Here is a 12,706-nt window from a genome sequence, read left to right as displayed (position 1 = left end):
GCTCGCTCCGTTCGCCAGGACTGGTCGACGATCTTACCGCCGGTTCAGCCCTTGTAGTTGAACACCTGGCGCAGCGTGTGCTGGACCATCACCAGGTCCTTCTGGTCCTCCATCACGACGTCGATCGGCTTGTAGGCCTCCGGGTGCTCGTCCACCAGCGCGTCGGCGCGGTCGGAGTTCCACGTACGGCCGCGCATCGCCGCCTTCAGCGACGTGGCCGACAGCTGCCGCTTGGCCTTGCTGCGCGACATCCGGCGGCCCGCCCCGTGCGCGCACGAGTTGTACGACAGCGGGTTGCCCCGGCCGCTGACGATGTACGAGCGCGTCCCCATCGAGCCGGGGATGACGCCCTCGTCACCGGTGTCCGCCTTGATCGCGCCCTTCCGGGTGATCCACAGGCGCTTGTCGTGATGCGTCTCCAGCTGGGTGAAATTGTGGTGACAGTTGATCGTGCGGACCCGCGAGCCGTGGCCGACCACCCCGAACAGGGCGTTGATCAGCACCTTGTCCATGCGGGCACGCGAGGCCATCGCGTAGTGCTGCGACCACAGCATGTCGGCGATGTAGGCGTCGAACTCCGGGGTGTTCTGCACCAGGTAAGCCAGGTCCGGGTCCTCCAGGCCGATCGCCTGATGCTTCATCAGCTTTTTCGCGTCCACGATGTGCCGGGTCGCGAGCTGGTTGCCGATGCCGCGCGAGCCGGAGTGCAGCACCGTCCAGACCCGGTCCCGCTCGTCCAGGCAGACCTCGACGAAGTGGTTGCCGGAGCCGAGGGTGCCGAACTGCCGGGCGACCGTCGTCTCCTGCTTGCCGGTCAGGGCGGTGTGCGGGCTGCCGAGCTCGCTCAGCGCCCGGTCGACGGACGGGTCCTCGTGCCCCTTGCCGACGCCGGCCGGGATCCGGCGCTCCACCAGCCGCATCAGCGCGTCGAGCGTGTCCGGCAGGTCGGCCGCGGTCAGCGTCGTCTCGGTCGCGACCATGCCACAGCCGATGTCGACGCCGACGGCGGCCGGAATGATCGCTCCCTCGGTGGGGATCACCGAGCCGACGGTCGCGCCGATGCCCACGTGCGCGTCGGGCATGAGAGCGACGTGGCCGGACACGATCCGCATCCGGGCGGCGCGCGCGGCCTGCATGACCGTGCCCTCGTCGATCTCGCTGGCCCACGACAACAGGTTGGGTGCGGGCTGGTTCGGCATGAGAACTCCTCGTTCGTCCTTGATCCAAGTCTGCCGCCGTCGTGGGTAAATGCCCACTCATTTATCTCCGTCGCGTGCTTTACGCCCGCCTCGTACGATCGGTTCGTGACGCAACGGGAGGAGATCCTCACCGGCGGGGGAGTCAACGAGGTGGTACGGGTCGGCGCGACCGTGCGGCGGCCGGTGGGACCGTGGACGCCCGCCGTGCACGGACTGCTCGGCCACCTCGCTGCCCGGGGCTTCACGGGCGCGCCGCGGGCGCACGGCCTGGACGAGCGCGGCCGCGAGATCCTCGACTTCGTGCCCGGCGTCGTCGGTCACCACCCGATGCCCGGCCACCTGCGGAGCGACGGCGCCCTGCGACGGCTGGCCACGCTGCTGCGCGAGTATCACGACGCCACCGCCGGCCACACGCCCGCCGACGACGCCACCTGGTATTTTCCCGCCCGGGAGCCCGCCGAGGTGATCTGCCACGGCGACGTCGCGCCGTACAACTGCGTCTTCCGCGACGGCCTGCCCGTCGCCTTCATCGACTTCGACACCGCTCACCCGGGCCCGAGACTGTGGGACGTGGCCTACGCCGCCTACCGGTTCGTGCCGCTCACCTGCGCCGCCGGCGACGGTGATGTGGACGGCAACGGGGAGGCGGCGCTGCCGGTCACCGAGCAGGCGCGGCGGCTGCGGCTGCTCTGCGACGCCTACGACCTGGCACCAGGTGACCGCCGGGCCCTGCCCGAGGCGGTCGTCGAGCGGCTGCACGCGCTGGTGGCGTTCATGCGCGAGCGGGCGGCGGCCGGCAGCGCCGCCTTCGCGGGCCACCTCGCAGACGGCCACCATGAGCTCTACCTTCGCGACGCCCGGCACGTCACGGCGCACGCCGGACTCCTGCGCCCGGATTGAACGGAAGTCGCGGCCATATACCCGTTTTGGGACAGGAGGGCCGGGAGACGTAGGCTGGCCGTCTGAAGAACGACAGGAGGTGACGCCCCATGTTGCGAGACTCGTTCGGACGGGTGGCGACGGATCTGCGGGTGTCCCTCACGGACAAGTGCAATCTGCGCTGCTCCTACTGCATGCCCCCCGAAGGACTCGAGTGGCTGCCCAACGCGCAGCTCCTCACCGCGGACGAGATCGTCAGGCTGGTGACGATCGGCGTCGAACGGCTCGGCATCCACGAGGTCCGCTACACCGGCGGCGAGCCGCTGCTGCGGCGCGAGCTCGTCGACATCGTCGGCCGGACCACCGCGCTCGAACCCCGGCCGCAGGTGTCGCTGACCACCAACGGCATCGGCCTGGCCCGTGTCGCCGCGCCGCTCGCCGCCGCCGGGCTGGACCGGGTCAACGTCTCCCTCGACACCCTCGACCGCGACACCTTCAAGCGGCTCGCGCACCGCGACAGGTTCCCCGACGTGATCGCCGGCCTGGCCGCCGCCCACGAGGCCGGCCTGCGCCCCGTCAAGGTCAACTCGGTGCTGATGCGCGAGGTCAACCAGCACGAGGCCGTGCCGCTGCTGCGCTTCTGCCTGGAACAGGGCTACGAGCTGCGGTTCATCGAGCAGATGCCGCTCGACGCCCAGCACGGCTGGAGCCGCGACACCATGGTGACGGCGGACGAGATCCTCAAGCTGCTGTCGGCCTCGTTCGACCTGGCGGCCGACGACCTGGAGGAGCGCGGCAGCGCCCCCGCCGAGCGGTTCCTCGTCGACGGAGGCCCCGGCCGGGTCGGCGTGATCGGCTCGGTCACCCGGCCGTTCTGCGGCGCCTGCGACCGCGTACGCCTCACCGCCGACGGGCAGATCCGCAACTGCCTGTTCGCCACCGAGGAGTCCGACCTCAAGACCGCGATGCGCGCGGGCGCCACCGACGACGAGCTGGCCGAGCGGTGGATCACCGCCGTCTCCCGCAAGAAGGCCGGCCACGGCATCGACGACCCGGCCTTCCTCCAGCCCTCCCGCCCCATGTCCGCGATCGGCGGCTAGCCTGCCGGCCCACTCGGCCCCTGATCTTCATGGTGTCCTTGCCGCCGACGCTCGGGCCGACCTGGTCCGGCTGCGACACTAGGGACATCTGGAGGAGGCTCGTATGAACGTATTGGCCGAGTGGACCGCGCTGGCCTGCAAGGAGCTGGGCATCGACCCCGCCCGGGTGGACCGGGACGTGATCCTGGAGCTGACCAAGGAGGTGGCACACGGGGTGGCCAGGCCGGCTGCGCCGTTGACCGCCTATCTGCTGGGTCTGGCCGAAGGATCGGGCACCGCCCCCGACGACGCGGTGGCGCGATTGACGACGCTGGCCGGCAACTGGGGCCAGGCGACGAAGGAGACACTGACTGACAGCTGACATATGACGAACTATCAGTGTCAACCCCGCCCGAACCTGAACGTTTCCTGTGAAATGTGGGGAAGGCGGGGTGTAAACGATTTCGGGAAAGCGGCCCTATCCGACTGCGCCCCGTAACGGGACAGATCATTTAGATCCAAGATTTTCCCGGAAAAGGGGCAACGCCGGGTGGTTACGGGGGCAAACCACCCGGCGTCGCTTCATCGGCGTTCCGACGGGGGCCCGGAACGCCGGCACCAGCGCTCCGACGGGGGACCGGAGCGCTTGTCTAAAGCGTACACCTACAACCCGTGGGATGCGTCAAGACTTAGTCACGACCCGATCTCGCGTCGGTGCAGCGGTATCTCACTTTGGTCAGGATCAGGGCTGTGAAAGGTGGGAGGAGGGGCGGGTTGGCCCCTCTCATTGGCCCCGATTACGGCTATGTATGGCAAAAGAACTGCGCCCGCGATGAACAGCATGCGGTAGGGCCACGGCAGGGGCAGCACCACCGCCAGGATCAGGCAGATCGTGCGTATCCCCATCTTGATGAGGTAGCTGATCTCGCGCCGGCGGATGTCGGCGGTCAGCGACGGCCTGGCGTCCGTGACCTGGTGGACATCCCTTTTCCTCCGCCAACCTTTCATACTTCCACCGTAGACCTCGGACCAGCCGGTCGGGACGGCGCTCCCGGTCATCGGCGCAGGTCATGCGATCATGGCCGGGGAGTAAGGAGGATGTGGAGATGACGGATCGCACATACCGGGTGACCGAGATCGTCGGCACCTCGTCGGAGAGCGTGGACCAGGCCGTCCGCAACGGGATCAGGCGGGCCTCCGAGACGCTGCGCCACCTCGACTGGTTCGAGGTGACCGAGGTGCGCGGACACATCGAAGGGGGAGAGGTGGCCCACTTTCAGGTCGGCATGAAGGTGGGGTTCCGGCTGGAGGACTCCTAGGCATCCTGCGCCGCATGGGTGACAGATGACACCTCAGACGACAAACTGCCAATATGCGTAGCCGTACGGCAGGGGTGTTGTCGGCACTGCTCGTCCTCATCATGCCCGCGGTCATGGCCTGCTCGGGAGGGACACCCGCAGCCGGCGACCCGGCCCAGAAGTCCGCGCACGAGCAGGGGCAAGGGGTGTTACGCCAGAACTCCGACGAGATCGCTCGTACGGTGAGCAGCCTGCGGCAGGTCGACGACCTGCCGCTGTACGAGATGACCTATCACGGCGGCTACGACGCCGAGGCGCCGCTCACCGACGCGGAGCTCGCCCGCCGCGACGACGACTGGGCGTGCTCGCTGTTCGTGCGCGGCGCCGAGTTCGGCAGAAACTTCGACTGGGACCCGAACCCGGCCATGGTGGTGCACGTCAGCCCGCCCGGCGGCTACGCCTCCCTGTCGCTGTCGGACGTCTCGTACGTGCTCGACGGCGGCGCGCCCGACCTCAAGGACGCCGCCGACCGGCGGCGGCTCGGGCACGCGGTGCTCCTGCCGTTCGACGGCATGAACGACCAGGGCCTCACCGTCGGCCTGGCCCAGGTGCCGGACGCCGAGCTGCCCGCCAGGACCCCGGGCCGCACTCTGGTGGGCACCACGCGGATCATCCGGCTGATGCTCGACCGCGCCGCCACCGTGGACGAGGCCGTCGCCCTCATGCGCCGCTACGACGTGGAGTTCACCGACGGCCCGCAGGTGCACTATCTGATCGCCGACCGGTCGGGCCGATCCGTCGTCGTCGAGTACGGCGGCGGCGAACTGCACGTCATCGACGACCGGATCCTCACCAACATCACCATGGCCGGCGCCGACCGCCGCACCCGCATGGCCGACGCGCGCTACCGCAGGCTGGCCGAGGGCATCGGCACCGAGACCGAGGCCCTCGACCTGCTGCGCCAGGTGGCTCAGCCGCACACCCGCTGGTCGATCGTCTACGACATGAAGGCGGGCACCGCCCGGCTCGTCACCGGCCAGCGGTGGAGCCGGGTGCACGAGCTCACCGTCGGCCGGCCCGGCTGACCGTCGATGTGGTCAGGCCCGCCGGGCTGACCGTCGGCGTGTTTCAGCTCGCCTGGCTGACCGTCGACATGTTGAAGTCGGGCACCCGCACGGCGGGCATGACGGTGCGGGTGAAGTAGTCGCCCCACTCGCGGGCCAGCGTCGGCTCGGCCGAGCCGATCTCCGTCAGGCGGCCGAGCAGGTCGACCGGGCTCTCGTTGAACCGGAAGTTGTTCACCTCGCCCACCACCTCGCCGTGCTCGACGAGGTAGACGCCGTCCCGGGTCAGGCCGGTCAGCAGCAGCGTCTGCGGATCGACCTCGCGGATGTACCACAGGCAGGTGAGCAGCAGGCCGCGCTCGGTGGAGGCGATCATCTCCTCCAGGGAGCGGCCGTCCGCCGGCCCCTTCATGATCAGATTGTCGATGGCGGGCGTCACCGGCAGCTCGCTCAGCTCGGCCGAGTAGCGGGTCTGCAGCAGCGCCTCCAGCCGGCCGTCCCTGATCCAGTCGGTCGCCCCCAGCGGCAGCCCGTTGTCGAACACCGAACTCCCCCGGCTGGAGGCGTGCGCCATGACGAACGGCGCGCAGCCGATGCCGGCCGCGGCCGGGTCGCTGGACAGCGTCACCGGCATGGTGGCGAGCCGCTCACCCACCCGGGTGCCGCCGCCCGGCTTCGCGAAGACCGAGCGGCCGTCCACGGCGTCCCTGGCCTGCGCCGACCAGAACAGGTAGACCATCAGGTCGGCGACCGCGCTCGGCGGCATCAGCGTCTCGTAGCGGCCCGCCGGCAGGTCCACCCGCGTCTTGGCCCAGTCGAGGCGCTGCGCCAGCGAGGCGTCGAGCACGGCCACGTCCACGTCGGTGAAGTCGCGGGTGGCCACCCCGGTCCACGCCGAGCGCTTGAGGTCGGCGGACTTGGCGTTGAGCTCCAGCCGCCCGGTCGGCTGGTCGTGGCGCAGTCGCAGGCCGGTGGAGCTGCCGAGGAAGGTGGAGGTCAGCGTGTGCTCGGCGAAACCGTACAGCTTCCTGCCGCCGGCCTTGGCGGTGGCGAAGGTCTCGCCGAGCGCGGGCGCGAAGCCCTGGAACACCTCGATGTCGGTCGGCGTCACCGGCGCGTCCCAGCCGGCGCTCGCCGGCCCGCCCTCGACGAGCTGGCGGGCGTCCTCGGCGGGCTGCGCGTCGCGGGCGGTGGCGTCGGCGGCGGCCACCACGTCGGCGAGCTGCTCGGGGCGCACGGCCGCGCGCGAGACCACGCCCACGCCCTGCCCGGCGATCGAGATCACGGTGAGCCGGCTGGAGCGGGCCACACCGTTGGTCGTCAGGGTGTTGCCGGCGAAGCGCAGGTTGGCCGTGGACTCCTCGTCCACCAGCACCACGCACCCGTCGGTCGTGGAGAGCTCCAGGGCCCTTTCCACCATCTCCTGGGGAGTCACTTTCCGCCCTCCTGAACGGTGTTGAGGATCCGGACGTTCCTGAACAGCGCGGAGGGGCAGCCGTGGCTGACCGGCGCGACCTGGCCCGGCTGGCCCTTGCCGCAGTTGAAGGCGCCGCCCAGCACGTAGGTCTGCGGGCCGCCGACGGCCTCCATGGACTGCCAGAAGTCCGTCGTCGTCGCCTGGTAGGCGAAGTCGCGCACCTGCCCGGCGAGCCGGCCGTGCGAGATCTTGTACGCCCGCTGCCCGGTGAACTGGAAGTTGTAGCGCTGCATGTCGATCGACCAGCTCTTGTCTCCGACGATGTAGAGGCCCCGCTCGACGCCGGAGATGAGCTCCTCCGTGTCGGGTCCGCCCGGGGCGGGCGCCAGCGAGACGTTCGCCATCCGCTGGATCGGCATGTGCCCGGGGGAGTCGGCGAAGGCGCAGCCGTTGGACCTGCCGAGGCCCTTCATCAGCGCCATCCGGCGGTCGAGCTGGTAGCCGACCAGGATGCCGTCCTTGACGATGTCGAAGCTCTGCCCCTGCACGCCCTCGTCGTCGAAGCCGATCGTGGCCAGCCCGTGGGTGACGGTCCTGTCGCCGGTCACGTTCATCGGGGTGGAGCCGTAGACCAGCTCGCCGAGCTGGTCGAAGGTGGCGAAGCTGGTGCCGGCGTAAGCGGCCTCGTAGCCGAGCGCCCGGTCGAGCTCCGTGGCGTGGCCGATCGACTCGTGGATCGTCAGCCACAGGTTGGACGGGTCGACCACCAGGTCGTAGTCGCCCGCCTCCACCGACGGCGCCGCGAGCTTCTCCGCCAGCAGCTCCGGCAGCTTGGCCAGCTCGGCCGCCCAGTCCCAGCCGGTGCCCGTGAGGTATTCGTAGCCGCGGCCCACCGGGGGCGCGATCGTCGACATGTCGTCGAAGCCCGACTCGGAGGCCTTCATCGCGTTGAGCTTCGGATGCACCCGCACCCGCTGCTGGGTGGTCACGGTGCCGGCCGTGTCGGCGTAGAACTTCTGCTCCTTGACCTGCAGCAGCCGGGCCGAGACGTGGTCGGCGCCCTTGAGCAGCCCGGCCGACCAGTCGGCCAGCAGCGCGACCTTGTCGGCCGAGGGCACCTCGAACGGGTCCACGTCGTAGGCCGACACCCAGGTGGTGTCGGCGTGCACGGGCTCGGGCGCGAGCTCGATGGGCTCGGTGTTGATCGGCGCGCTCACCTCGGCCACCCGCACCGCCTGTTCGGCGACCCGCACGGCCGCCTCGGGGGTCAGGTGGATGCCGGAGGCGAACCCCCAGGTGCCGTTCTTGACGACCCGGACGGCGTAGCCCAGGTCATCGGCGTCGGAGGCGCCCTCCAACCGGGTGTCGTAGAGGCTGAGCGTCTCGGCTCTGACACGCTCCAGCCGGAAGTCGGCGTGCTCGGCTCCCAGCTCGCGTGCGCGTTGCAGGGCGGCGTCCGCGAGCCGCCTGAGCGGCAGCGCGAGGAAATCGGAATCGATCTGGCGCATGTCCACGATCCTAGCGCCGTGATCTTGTATCCCCCGGACAAGCGCATACCGGCGGGTAGGAGATAGCGTCGTGTGTCATGGCACGCTCAGTACTCGTCACCGGAGGCAATCGCGGCATCGGCCTCGCGATCGCCCGCGAACTCGCCGCGGCCGGCGACTCCGTGGCCGTCACCTATCGATCGGGAGAGCCGCCGGACGGCCTGTTCGGGGTGAGGTGCGACGTGACCAGCATGGCCGACGTCGAGGCCGCCTTCGACAAGGTCGAGGCCGAGCAGGGCCCGGTCGAGGTGCTGGTCTCCAATGCCGGCATGACCAAGGACACCCTGCTGGCGATGATGAAGGAGGACACCTTCACCGACGTCATCGACGCCAACCTGACCGGCGCCTACCGCGTCGCCAAGCGGGCCATCCGGCCCATGATGAAGCTCAAGCGCGGCCGGGTCATCCTCATCTCCTCGGTCGTCGGCCTGTCCGGCCAGGCCGGGCAGACCAACTACGCCGCCTCCAAGGCCGGCCTGGTCGGCTTCGCCCGCTCCATGGCCCGCGAGTACGGCTCGCGCAACATCACCGTCAACGTGGTCTCGCCCGGGTTCGTGGCGACCGACATGACGGCCGACCTCGACACCGAGGCCATCGTCAAGAACATCCCGCTGGGGCGGCAGGCGACCCCCGGCGAGGTGGCGCGCGTGGTTCGCTTCCTGGCGAGCGACGACGCCTCCTACATCACCGGGGCCGTGATCCCCGTCGACGGCGGACTCGGAATGGGGCACTGACATGGGCATACTCGAAGGTAAGCGGATCTTGGTGTCGGGTGTGCTGACCGACGCCTCCATCGCGTTCTCGGTCGCCAAGCTGGCCCAGCAGGAGGGCGCCACCGTGGTGCTCACCGGGTTCGGCAGGCTGAGCCTGGTCGAGCGGATCGCCAAGCGGCTGCCGGAGAAGGCGCCGGTGCTGGAGCTCGACGTACAGAACACCGAGCATCTCGACAGCCTGGCCACCCGCGTCGGTGAGCACGTCGACGGCCTTGACGGCGTGGTGCACTCGATCGGGTTCGCGCCGCAGACCGCTCTCGGCGGCAACTTCCTCAACACCACGTGGGAGGACGTCGCGACCGCCCTGCACGTGTCCACCTACTCCTACAAGTCGCTGGCGGTGGCCTGCCTGCCGCTGATGAAGCAGGGCGGCGCGGTCGTCGGCCTCGACTTCGACGCCAGCAGGGCCTGGCCCGTCTACGACTGGATGGGCGTGGCCAAGGCCGGCCTGGAGTCCTGCAACCGCTACCTCGCCCGCGACCTGGGCAAGCACGGCATCCGCGCCAACCTCGTGGCCGCCGGTCCGCTGCGCACGATGGCGGCCAAGTCGATCCCGGGCTTCAAGGAGTTCGAGGACAGCTGGCCGGAGAAGGCCCCACTCGGCTGGGACCTGTCCGACACCCTGCCCGCCGCCAGGGCGTGCGTGGCGCTGATGTCCGACTGGTTCCCCGCCACCACGGGCGAGATCGTGCACGTGGACGGCGGCGTTCACGCGATCGGCGGCTAGCCGCTCCGCGGAGCGCCGGGCGCCTTTCAGGCCAGGCGGTGGCGGCTGTTGCCCTGCCTGGCCGGCTCGAACGGGATGGAGTCCGGCTGCTCGCTGCGCTGCTTGCGCTGCTGCACGATGCGGGTGGCCAGCACCGCCGTGGCCAGCAGGATGATGGTCAGCGCCGTGCCGACGACGTCAGAGGCGGGGGCGCTCGGCCGCACGATGCGCTGTTTCTGCACCGGCAGCGCCAGCTCGTCGGCGAACGGGTTGGGCCACAGCAGGTCGAACCGCAGGTCCTCGGGGTCCGCCCGCCGCTCGGTGGCCGGCTCGCGCTCGTCCAGCGTGTGCGGCCGGGTGTCGGGCGGGGTGGCGGCGTCGGTCGCCAGCACGTCGGCGTGCTCGCGGTCGTCGCCGCGCTCACGCTCGGCCTCCGGCGACGGGGTGGCCCGGTCCGACCGCCGCGAGTCCGGTGTGGGCGTGGGGGTGGGGGTGGCGATGCCGTCGAGCACGGCTTGGTCCTCGCAGGCCAGCACCGGCAGGCAGACCTCGCCGAGCGTCTCCGGCAGCAGCTCGGTCCGCCTGGGCTCGGCCGAGTCGCTGGGCCGGGGCGAGCGCCGGTCCGGCCTGGAGGAGGGCCGCGACGTCGGCACCGCCTCGCCGACCTTGCCGAGCACGGTGTCGGTGGTCTTGTCGAGGCCCTTGGTCACGGGCTCGGTGAGGCCGCCGGTCAGGTCGTCTACCGTGCCGGTGACCGCGTCGAGGGTGTCGCACAGGCCGTCGGTCACTCCCGAGAGCAGGCCGCCGCCGCGCTCGCAGTCTCCGGCTAAGGCCATCGCGGGCGGCGCGGCCACCGCGACGGTCGCCAGCGCTACCGCGAGAATCCCGGCCGAGATCGCGGTCCTGCTCCCCATCCGTCCCCTCCTGCGTCGCCTCCGGAGGAAATCCTGATGGACTGGGCCATATGATGCAGGCGATTTCCCGCTAAAGTTGCGATTCGGTATCGACTAGTGACACGTGAGTGTGACTCTCGTTGACCGTCAGTCCGGCGACGACACGTCATCCAGAGCCTCTCGAATCTCTATCGGCAACACTATGTCCTCGGCGAGGAGTGTGCCCTTGAGTTGGGCGAGTGTGCGGGCGCCGACGATGGCCGAGGCCACGCCGGGCTGGTCGCGCACCCATGACAGGGCCACCGCCAGCGGTGAGACGCCCAGCCCTTCGGCGGCGGTCATCACCGACTCCACCACCCGCCGGCTGCGCTCGTCGAGGTAGGGGCGGACGAACTCGGAGAAGTGCGGGGTGGCGGCCCGCGAGTCGGCCGGGATGCCGGTGCGGTACTTACCGGTCAGCACGCCCCGGCCGAGCGGCGACCAGGCCAGCACCCCCACGCCGGTGTGGTGGGCGGCCGGCAGCAGCTCACGCTCGGGCTCGCGGGCCAGCAGGGAGTATTCGGCCTGCACGGCCGTGATGGGAATGCGGCCGGGGATCGCCCGCTGGGTGACGGCCGCGGCGGCGAGCTGCCAGCCGGTGTAGTCGCAGACGCCCGCGTAGACGGCCCGTCCCGAGGAGACGATCGCGTCCAGCGCGGCCATGGTCTCCTCCAGCGGCACCTCGGAGTCGTAGGTGTGCAGCTGCCACAGGTCGACGTAGTCGAGGCCGAGCCGGTTGAGCGAGTCGTCGACGGCGGCGATCAGGTGACGCCGGGAGGCGTCGCGCGGCCGGTGGCCCAGCGGAGTCACCACGGCCTTGGTGGAGATCACCAGCTCCGCGCGCGGCACCGAGTCGCGCATCATGCGGCCGAGCAGCCGCTCGGCGTCGCCGCCGGTGTAGACGTCGGCGGTGTCCACCAGCGTGCCGCCCGCGTCCATGAACGTGCGCAGCTGCGCCGCCGCGTCGTCCGCGTCGGTGTCACGCCCCCACGTCATCGTGCCGAGGCCCATCCGGGACACCGACAGGCCGCTGCGGCCGACATAGCGCTGCTCCATGATCCCGCCAGGTTACCGTCCGGGTGGGGGAAACGCCGTGATCCACGCCTGAGACACTTGTCCGGTGACCACCCTGCTACTGGCCCGCCACGGGCTCACCGACCTCACCGGGCCGGTCCTGGCCGGCCGCACCCCCGGCGTCCATCTCAGCGAGGCGGGCCGGGCACAGGCGGCCGCCCTGGCCGAGCGGATCGCGGCCGTACGGCTCGACGCCATCGTCTCCAGCCCCCTGGAGCGCTGCCAGGAGACGGCCCAGGCCATCGCCGGGGGGCGCGGCATGACGGTGACGACGGACGAGCGGTTCCTGGAGTGCGACTACGGCTCATGGACCGGCCGCGAGCTGAAGGAGCTCGCCAAGGAGCCGCTGTGGGGAGTGGTGCAGGCGCATCCGAGCGCCGCGACCTTCCCCGAAGGGGAGTCGATGGCGGCGATGCAGCACCGGGCGGTCGCCGCGGTCCGGGAGTGGAATAGCCGCCTGGGGGAGAAGAGTGTCTACCTGGCGTGCAGTCACGGGGATGTGATCAAGGCGATCGTCGCCGACGCGCTGGGGCTCCACCTCGATCATTTTCAGCGGATTACTGCTGATCCGGCGGCGCTCACCGTGATTCGCTATGCCCCCTTGCGTCCCTTTGTTATCAGGCTTAACGATATGGGGGAATTGCGGCTCCCCGAGGATTCGGAGGAGAAAGACGGGGGAGAAAACACCACCGGGAGCGATGCCGCCGTCGGCGGCGGGCCCGGAACCACGTAAGGTCA

At 70.4% G+C, this 12,706-nt stretch carries 14 protein-coding genes; 8 read left to right on the top strand and 6 right to left on the bottom strand.

Features of this window, described 5'->3' with window-relative positions; all coding sequences use genetic code 11:
- Positions 1-44 precede the first annotated feature (44 nt).
- A complete protein-coding gene (locus ACIBQX_RS37840) occupies positions 45-1,199 on the bottom strand; it encodes an RtcB family protein (protein ID WP_397013250.1) in 1,155 nt (384 codons plus the stop codon).
- Between the two features lie 105 nt (positions 1,200-1,304).
- On the opposite strand from ACIBQX_RS37840, the gene ACIBQX_RS37835 reads away from it, so the two are divergent.
- The 3 genes from ACIBQX_RS37835 (at position 1,305) to ACIBQX_RS37825 (ending at position 3,539) form a co-directional block, all read left to right on the top strand.
- Positions 1,305-2,099, top strand: a complete 795-nt coding sequence (locus tag ACIBQX_RS37835) for a phosphotransferase (RefSeq protein ID WP_397013248.1) — start codon at positions 1,305-1,307, stop codon at positions 2,097-2,099.
- Between the two features lie 89 nt (positions 2,100-2,188).
- Positions 2,189-3,178 carry a GTP 3',8-cyclase MoaA gene (gene moaA / locus ACIBQX_RS37830; RefSeq protein ID WP_397013246.1) on the top strand — a complete coding sequence of 330 codons (990 nt, stop codon included), beginning with the start codon at positions 2,189-2,191 and terminating at the stop codon, positions 3,176-3,178.
- Between the two features lie 103 nt (positions 3,179-3,281).
- Positions 3,282-3,539 carry a DUF6457 domain-containing protein gene (locus ACIBQX_RS37825; RefSeq protein WP_397013245.1) on the top strand — a complete coding sequence of 86 codons (258 nt, stop codon included), beginning with the start codon at positions 3,282-3,284 and terminating at the stop codon, positions 3,537-3,539.
- Positions 3,540-3,850: 311 nt separating this feature from the next.
- Here ACIBQX_RS37825 and ACIBQX_RS37820 read toward each other — a convergent pair whose 3' ends face one another.
- Positions 3,851-4,165 (bottom strand): DUF3099 domain-containing protein, encoded by a 315-nt coding sequence (locus ACIBQX_RS37820; RefSeq protein WP_397013243.1) that lies wholly within the window; start codon positions 4,163-4,165, stop codon positions 3,851-3,853.
- Between the two features lie 98 nt (positions 4,166-4,263).
- On the opposite strand from ACIBQX_RS37820, the gene ACIBQX_RS37815 reads away from it, so the two are divergent.
- Together ACIBQX_RS37815 and ACIBQX_RS37810 are read left to right on the top strand one after the other, a co-directional pair.
- Positions 4,264-4,476, top strand: a complete 213-nt coding sequence (locus ACIBQX_RS37815) for a dodecin (protein ID WP_397013241.1) — start codon at positions 4,264-4,266, stop codon at positions 4,474-4,476.
- A 53-nt stretch (positions 4,477-4,529) separates the two neighbouring features.
- Positions 4,530-5,540: a linear amide C-N hydrolase gene (locus ACIBQX_RS37810; RefSeq protein ID WP_397013239.1), complete on the top strand. Its 1,011-nt coding sequence runs from the start codon at positions 4,530-4,532 to the stop codon at positions 5,538-5,540.
- Positions 5,541-5,583: 43 nt separating this feature from the next.
- Here the strand turns inward: ACIBQX_RS37810 and ACIBQX_RS37805 are convergent, their stop codons facing one another.
- A complete protein-coding gene (locus ACIBQX_RS37805; protein WP_397013237.1) occupies positions 5,584-6,954 on the bottom strand; it encodes a metallopeptidase TldD-related protein in 1,371 nt (456 codons plus the stop codon).
- Positions 6,951-8,444, bottom strand: a complete 1,494-nt coding sequence (locus ACIBQX_RS37800; protein WP_397013235.1) for a TldD/PmbA family protein — start codon at positions 8,442-8,444, stop codon at positions 6,951-6,953. The genes ACIBQX_RS37805 and ACIBQX_RS37800 overlap by 4 nt, the downstream gene beginning before the upstream one ends.
- A gap of 77 nt (positions 8,445-8,521) precedes the next feature.
- Between ACIBQX_RS37800 and fabG the strand changes: the two genes are divergently transcribed.
- Together fabG and fabI are read left to right on the top strand one after the other, a co-directional pair.
- Positions 8,522-9,217 carry a 3-oxoacyl-ACP reductase FabG gene (gene fabG, locus ACIBQX_RS37795; protein WP_397013233.1) on the top strand — a complete coding sequence of 232 codons (696 nt, stop codon included), beginning with the start codon at positions 8,522-8,524 and terminating at the stop codon, positions 9,215-9,217.
- A gap of 1 nt (position 9,218) precedes the next feature.
- Positions 9,219-9,983, top strand: coding sequence for an enoyl-ACP reductase FabI (gene fabI, locus ACIBQX_RS37790; protein WP_397013231.1), 765 nt, complete (start codon positions 9,219-9,221; stop codon positions 9,981-9,983).
- 26 nt (positions 9,984-10,009) lie between these two features.
- Here the strand turns inward: fabI and ACIBQX_RS37785 are convergent, their stop codons facing one another.
- A complete protein-coding gene (locus tag ACIBQX_RS37785) occupies positions 10,010-10,876 on the bottom strand; it encodes a hypothetical protein (protein WP_397013229.1) in 867 nt (288 codons plus the stop codon).
- Between the two features lie 126 nt (positions 10,877-11,002).
- Entirely contained in the window at positions 11,003-11,950 is a 948-nt protein-coding gene (locus ACIBQX_RS37780) for an aldo/keto reductase (RefSeq protein ID WP_397013227.1), read from the bottom strand.
- Positions 11,951-12,014: 64 nt separating this feature from the next.
- Between ACIBQX_RS37780 and ACIBQX_RS37775 the strand changes: the two genes are divergently transcribed.
- Positions 12,015-12,701 (top strand): MSMEG_4193 family putative phosphomutase, encoded by a 687-nt coding sequence (locus ACIBQX_RS37775; RefSeq protein ID WP_397013225.1) that lies wholly within the window; start codon positions 12,015-12,017, stop codon positions 12,699-12,701.
- The last annotated feature ends 5 nt before the right edge of the window (positions 12,702-12,706 follow it).

The sequence above is a fragment of the Nonomuraea sp. NPDC049714 genome (assembly GCF_044465295.1).
GTDB lineage: Bacteria > Actinomycetota > Actinomycetes > Streptosporangiales > Streptosporangiaceae > Nonomuraea.
This window is presented reverse-complemented; position numbering and strand designations above follow the sequence as displayed.

What these genes read in the sequence shown, in the direction of transcription:
- moaA (WP_397013246.1), top strand. Translation starts at nt 2,189, where the DNA reads ATGTTGCGAGACTCGTTCGGACGGGTGGCGACGGATCTGCGGGTGTCC.
- fabG (WP_397013233.1), top strand. Translation starts at nt 8,522, where the DNA reads ATGGCACGCTCAGTACTCGTCACCGGAGGCAATCGCGGCATCGGCCTC.
- ACIBQX_RS37820 (WP_397013243.1), bottom strand. Translation starts at nt 4,165, where the DNA reads ATGAAAGGTTGGCGGAGGAAAAGGGATGTCCACCAGGTCACGGACGCC.
- ACIBQX_RS37825 (WP_397013245.1), top strand. Translation starts at nt 3,282, where the DNA reads ATGAACGTATTGGCCGAGTGGACCGCGCTGGCCTGCAAGGAGCTGGGC.
- ACIBQX_RS37780 (WP_397013227.1), bottom strand. Translation starts at nt 11,950, where the DNA reads ATGGAGCAGCGCTATGTCGGCCGCAGCGGCCTGTCGGTGTCCCGGATG.
- ACIBQX_RS37785 (WP_397013229.1), bottom strand. Translation starts at nt 10,876, where the DNA reads ATGGGGAGCAGGACCGCGATCTCGGCCGGGATTCTCGCGGTAGCGCTG.
- ACIBQX_RS37840 (WP_397013250.1), bottom strand. Translation starts at nt 1,199, where the DNA reads ATGCCGAACCAGCCCGCACCCAACCTGTTGTCGTGGGCCAGCGAGATC.
- ACIBQX_RS37800 (WP_397013235.1), bottom strand. Translation starts at nt 8,444, where the DNA reads ATGCGCCAGATCGATTCCGATTTCCTCGCGCTGCCGCTCAGGCGGCTC.
- ACIBQX_RS37815 (WP_397013241.1), top strand. Translation starts at nt 4,264, where the DNA reads ATGACGGATCGCACATACCGGGTGACCGAGATCGTCGGCACCTCGTCG.
- ACIBQX_RS37810 (WP_397013239.1), top strand. Translation starts at nt 4,530, where the DNA reads ATGCGTAGCCGTACGGCAGGGGTGTTGTCGGCACTGCTCGTCCTCATC.
- fabI (WP_397013231.1), top strand. Translation starts at nt 9,219, where the DNA reads ATGGGCATACTCGAAGGTAAGCGGATCTTGGTGTCGGGTGTGCTGACC.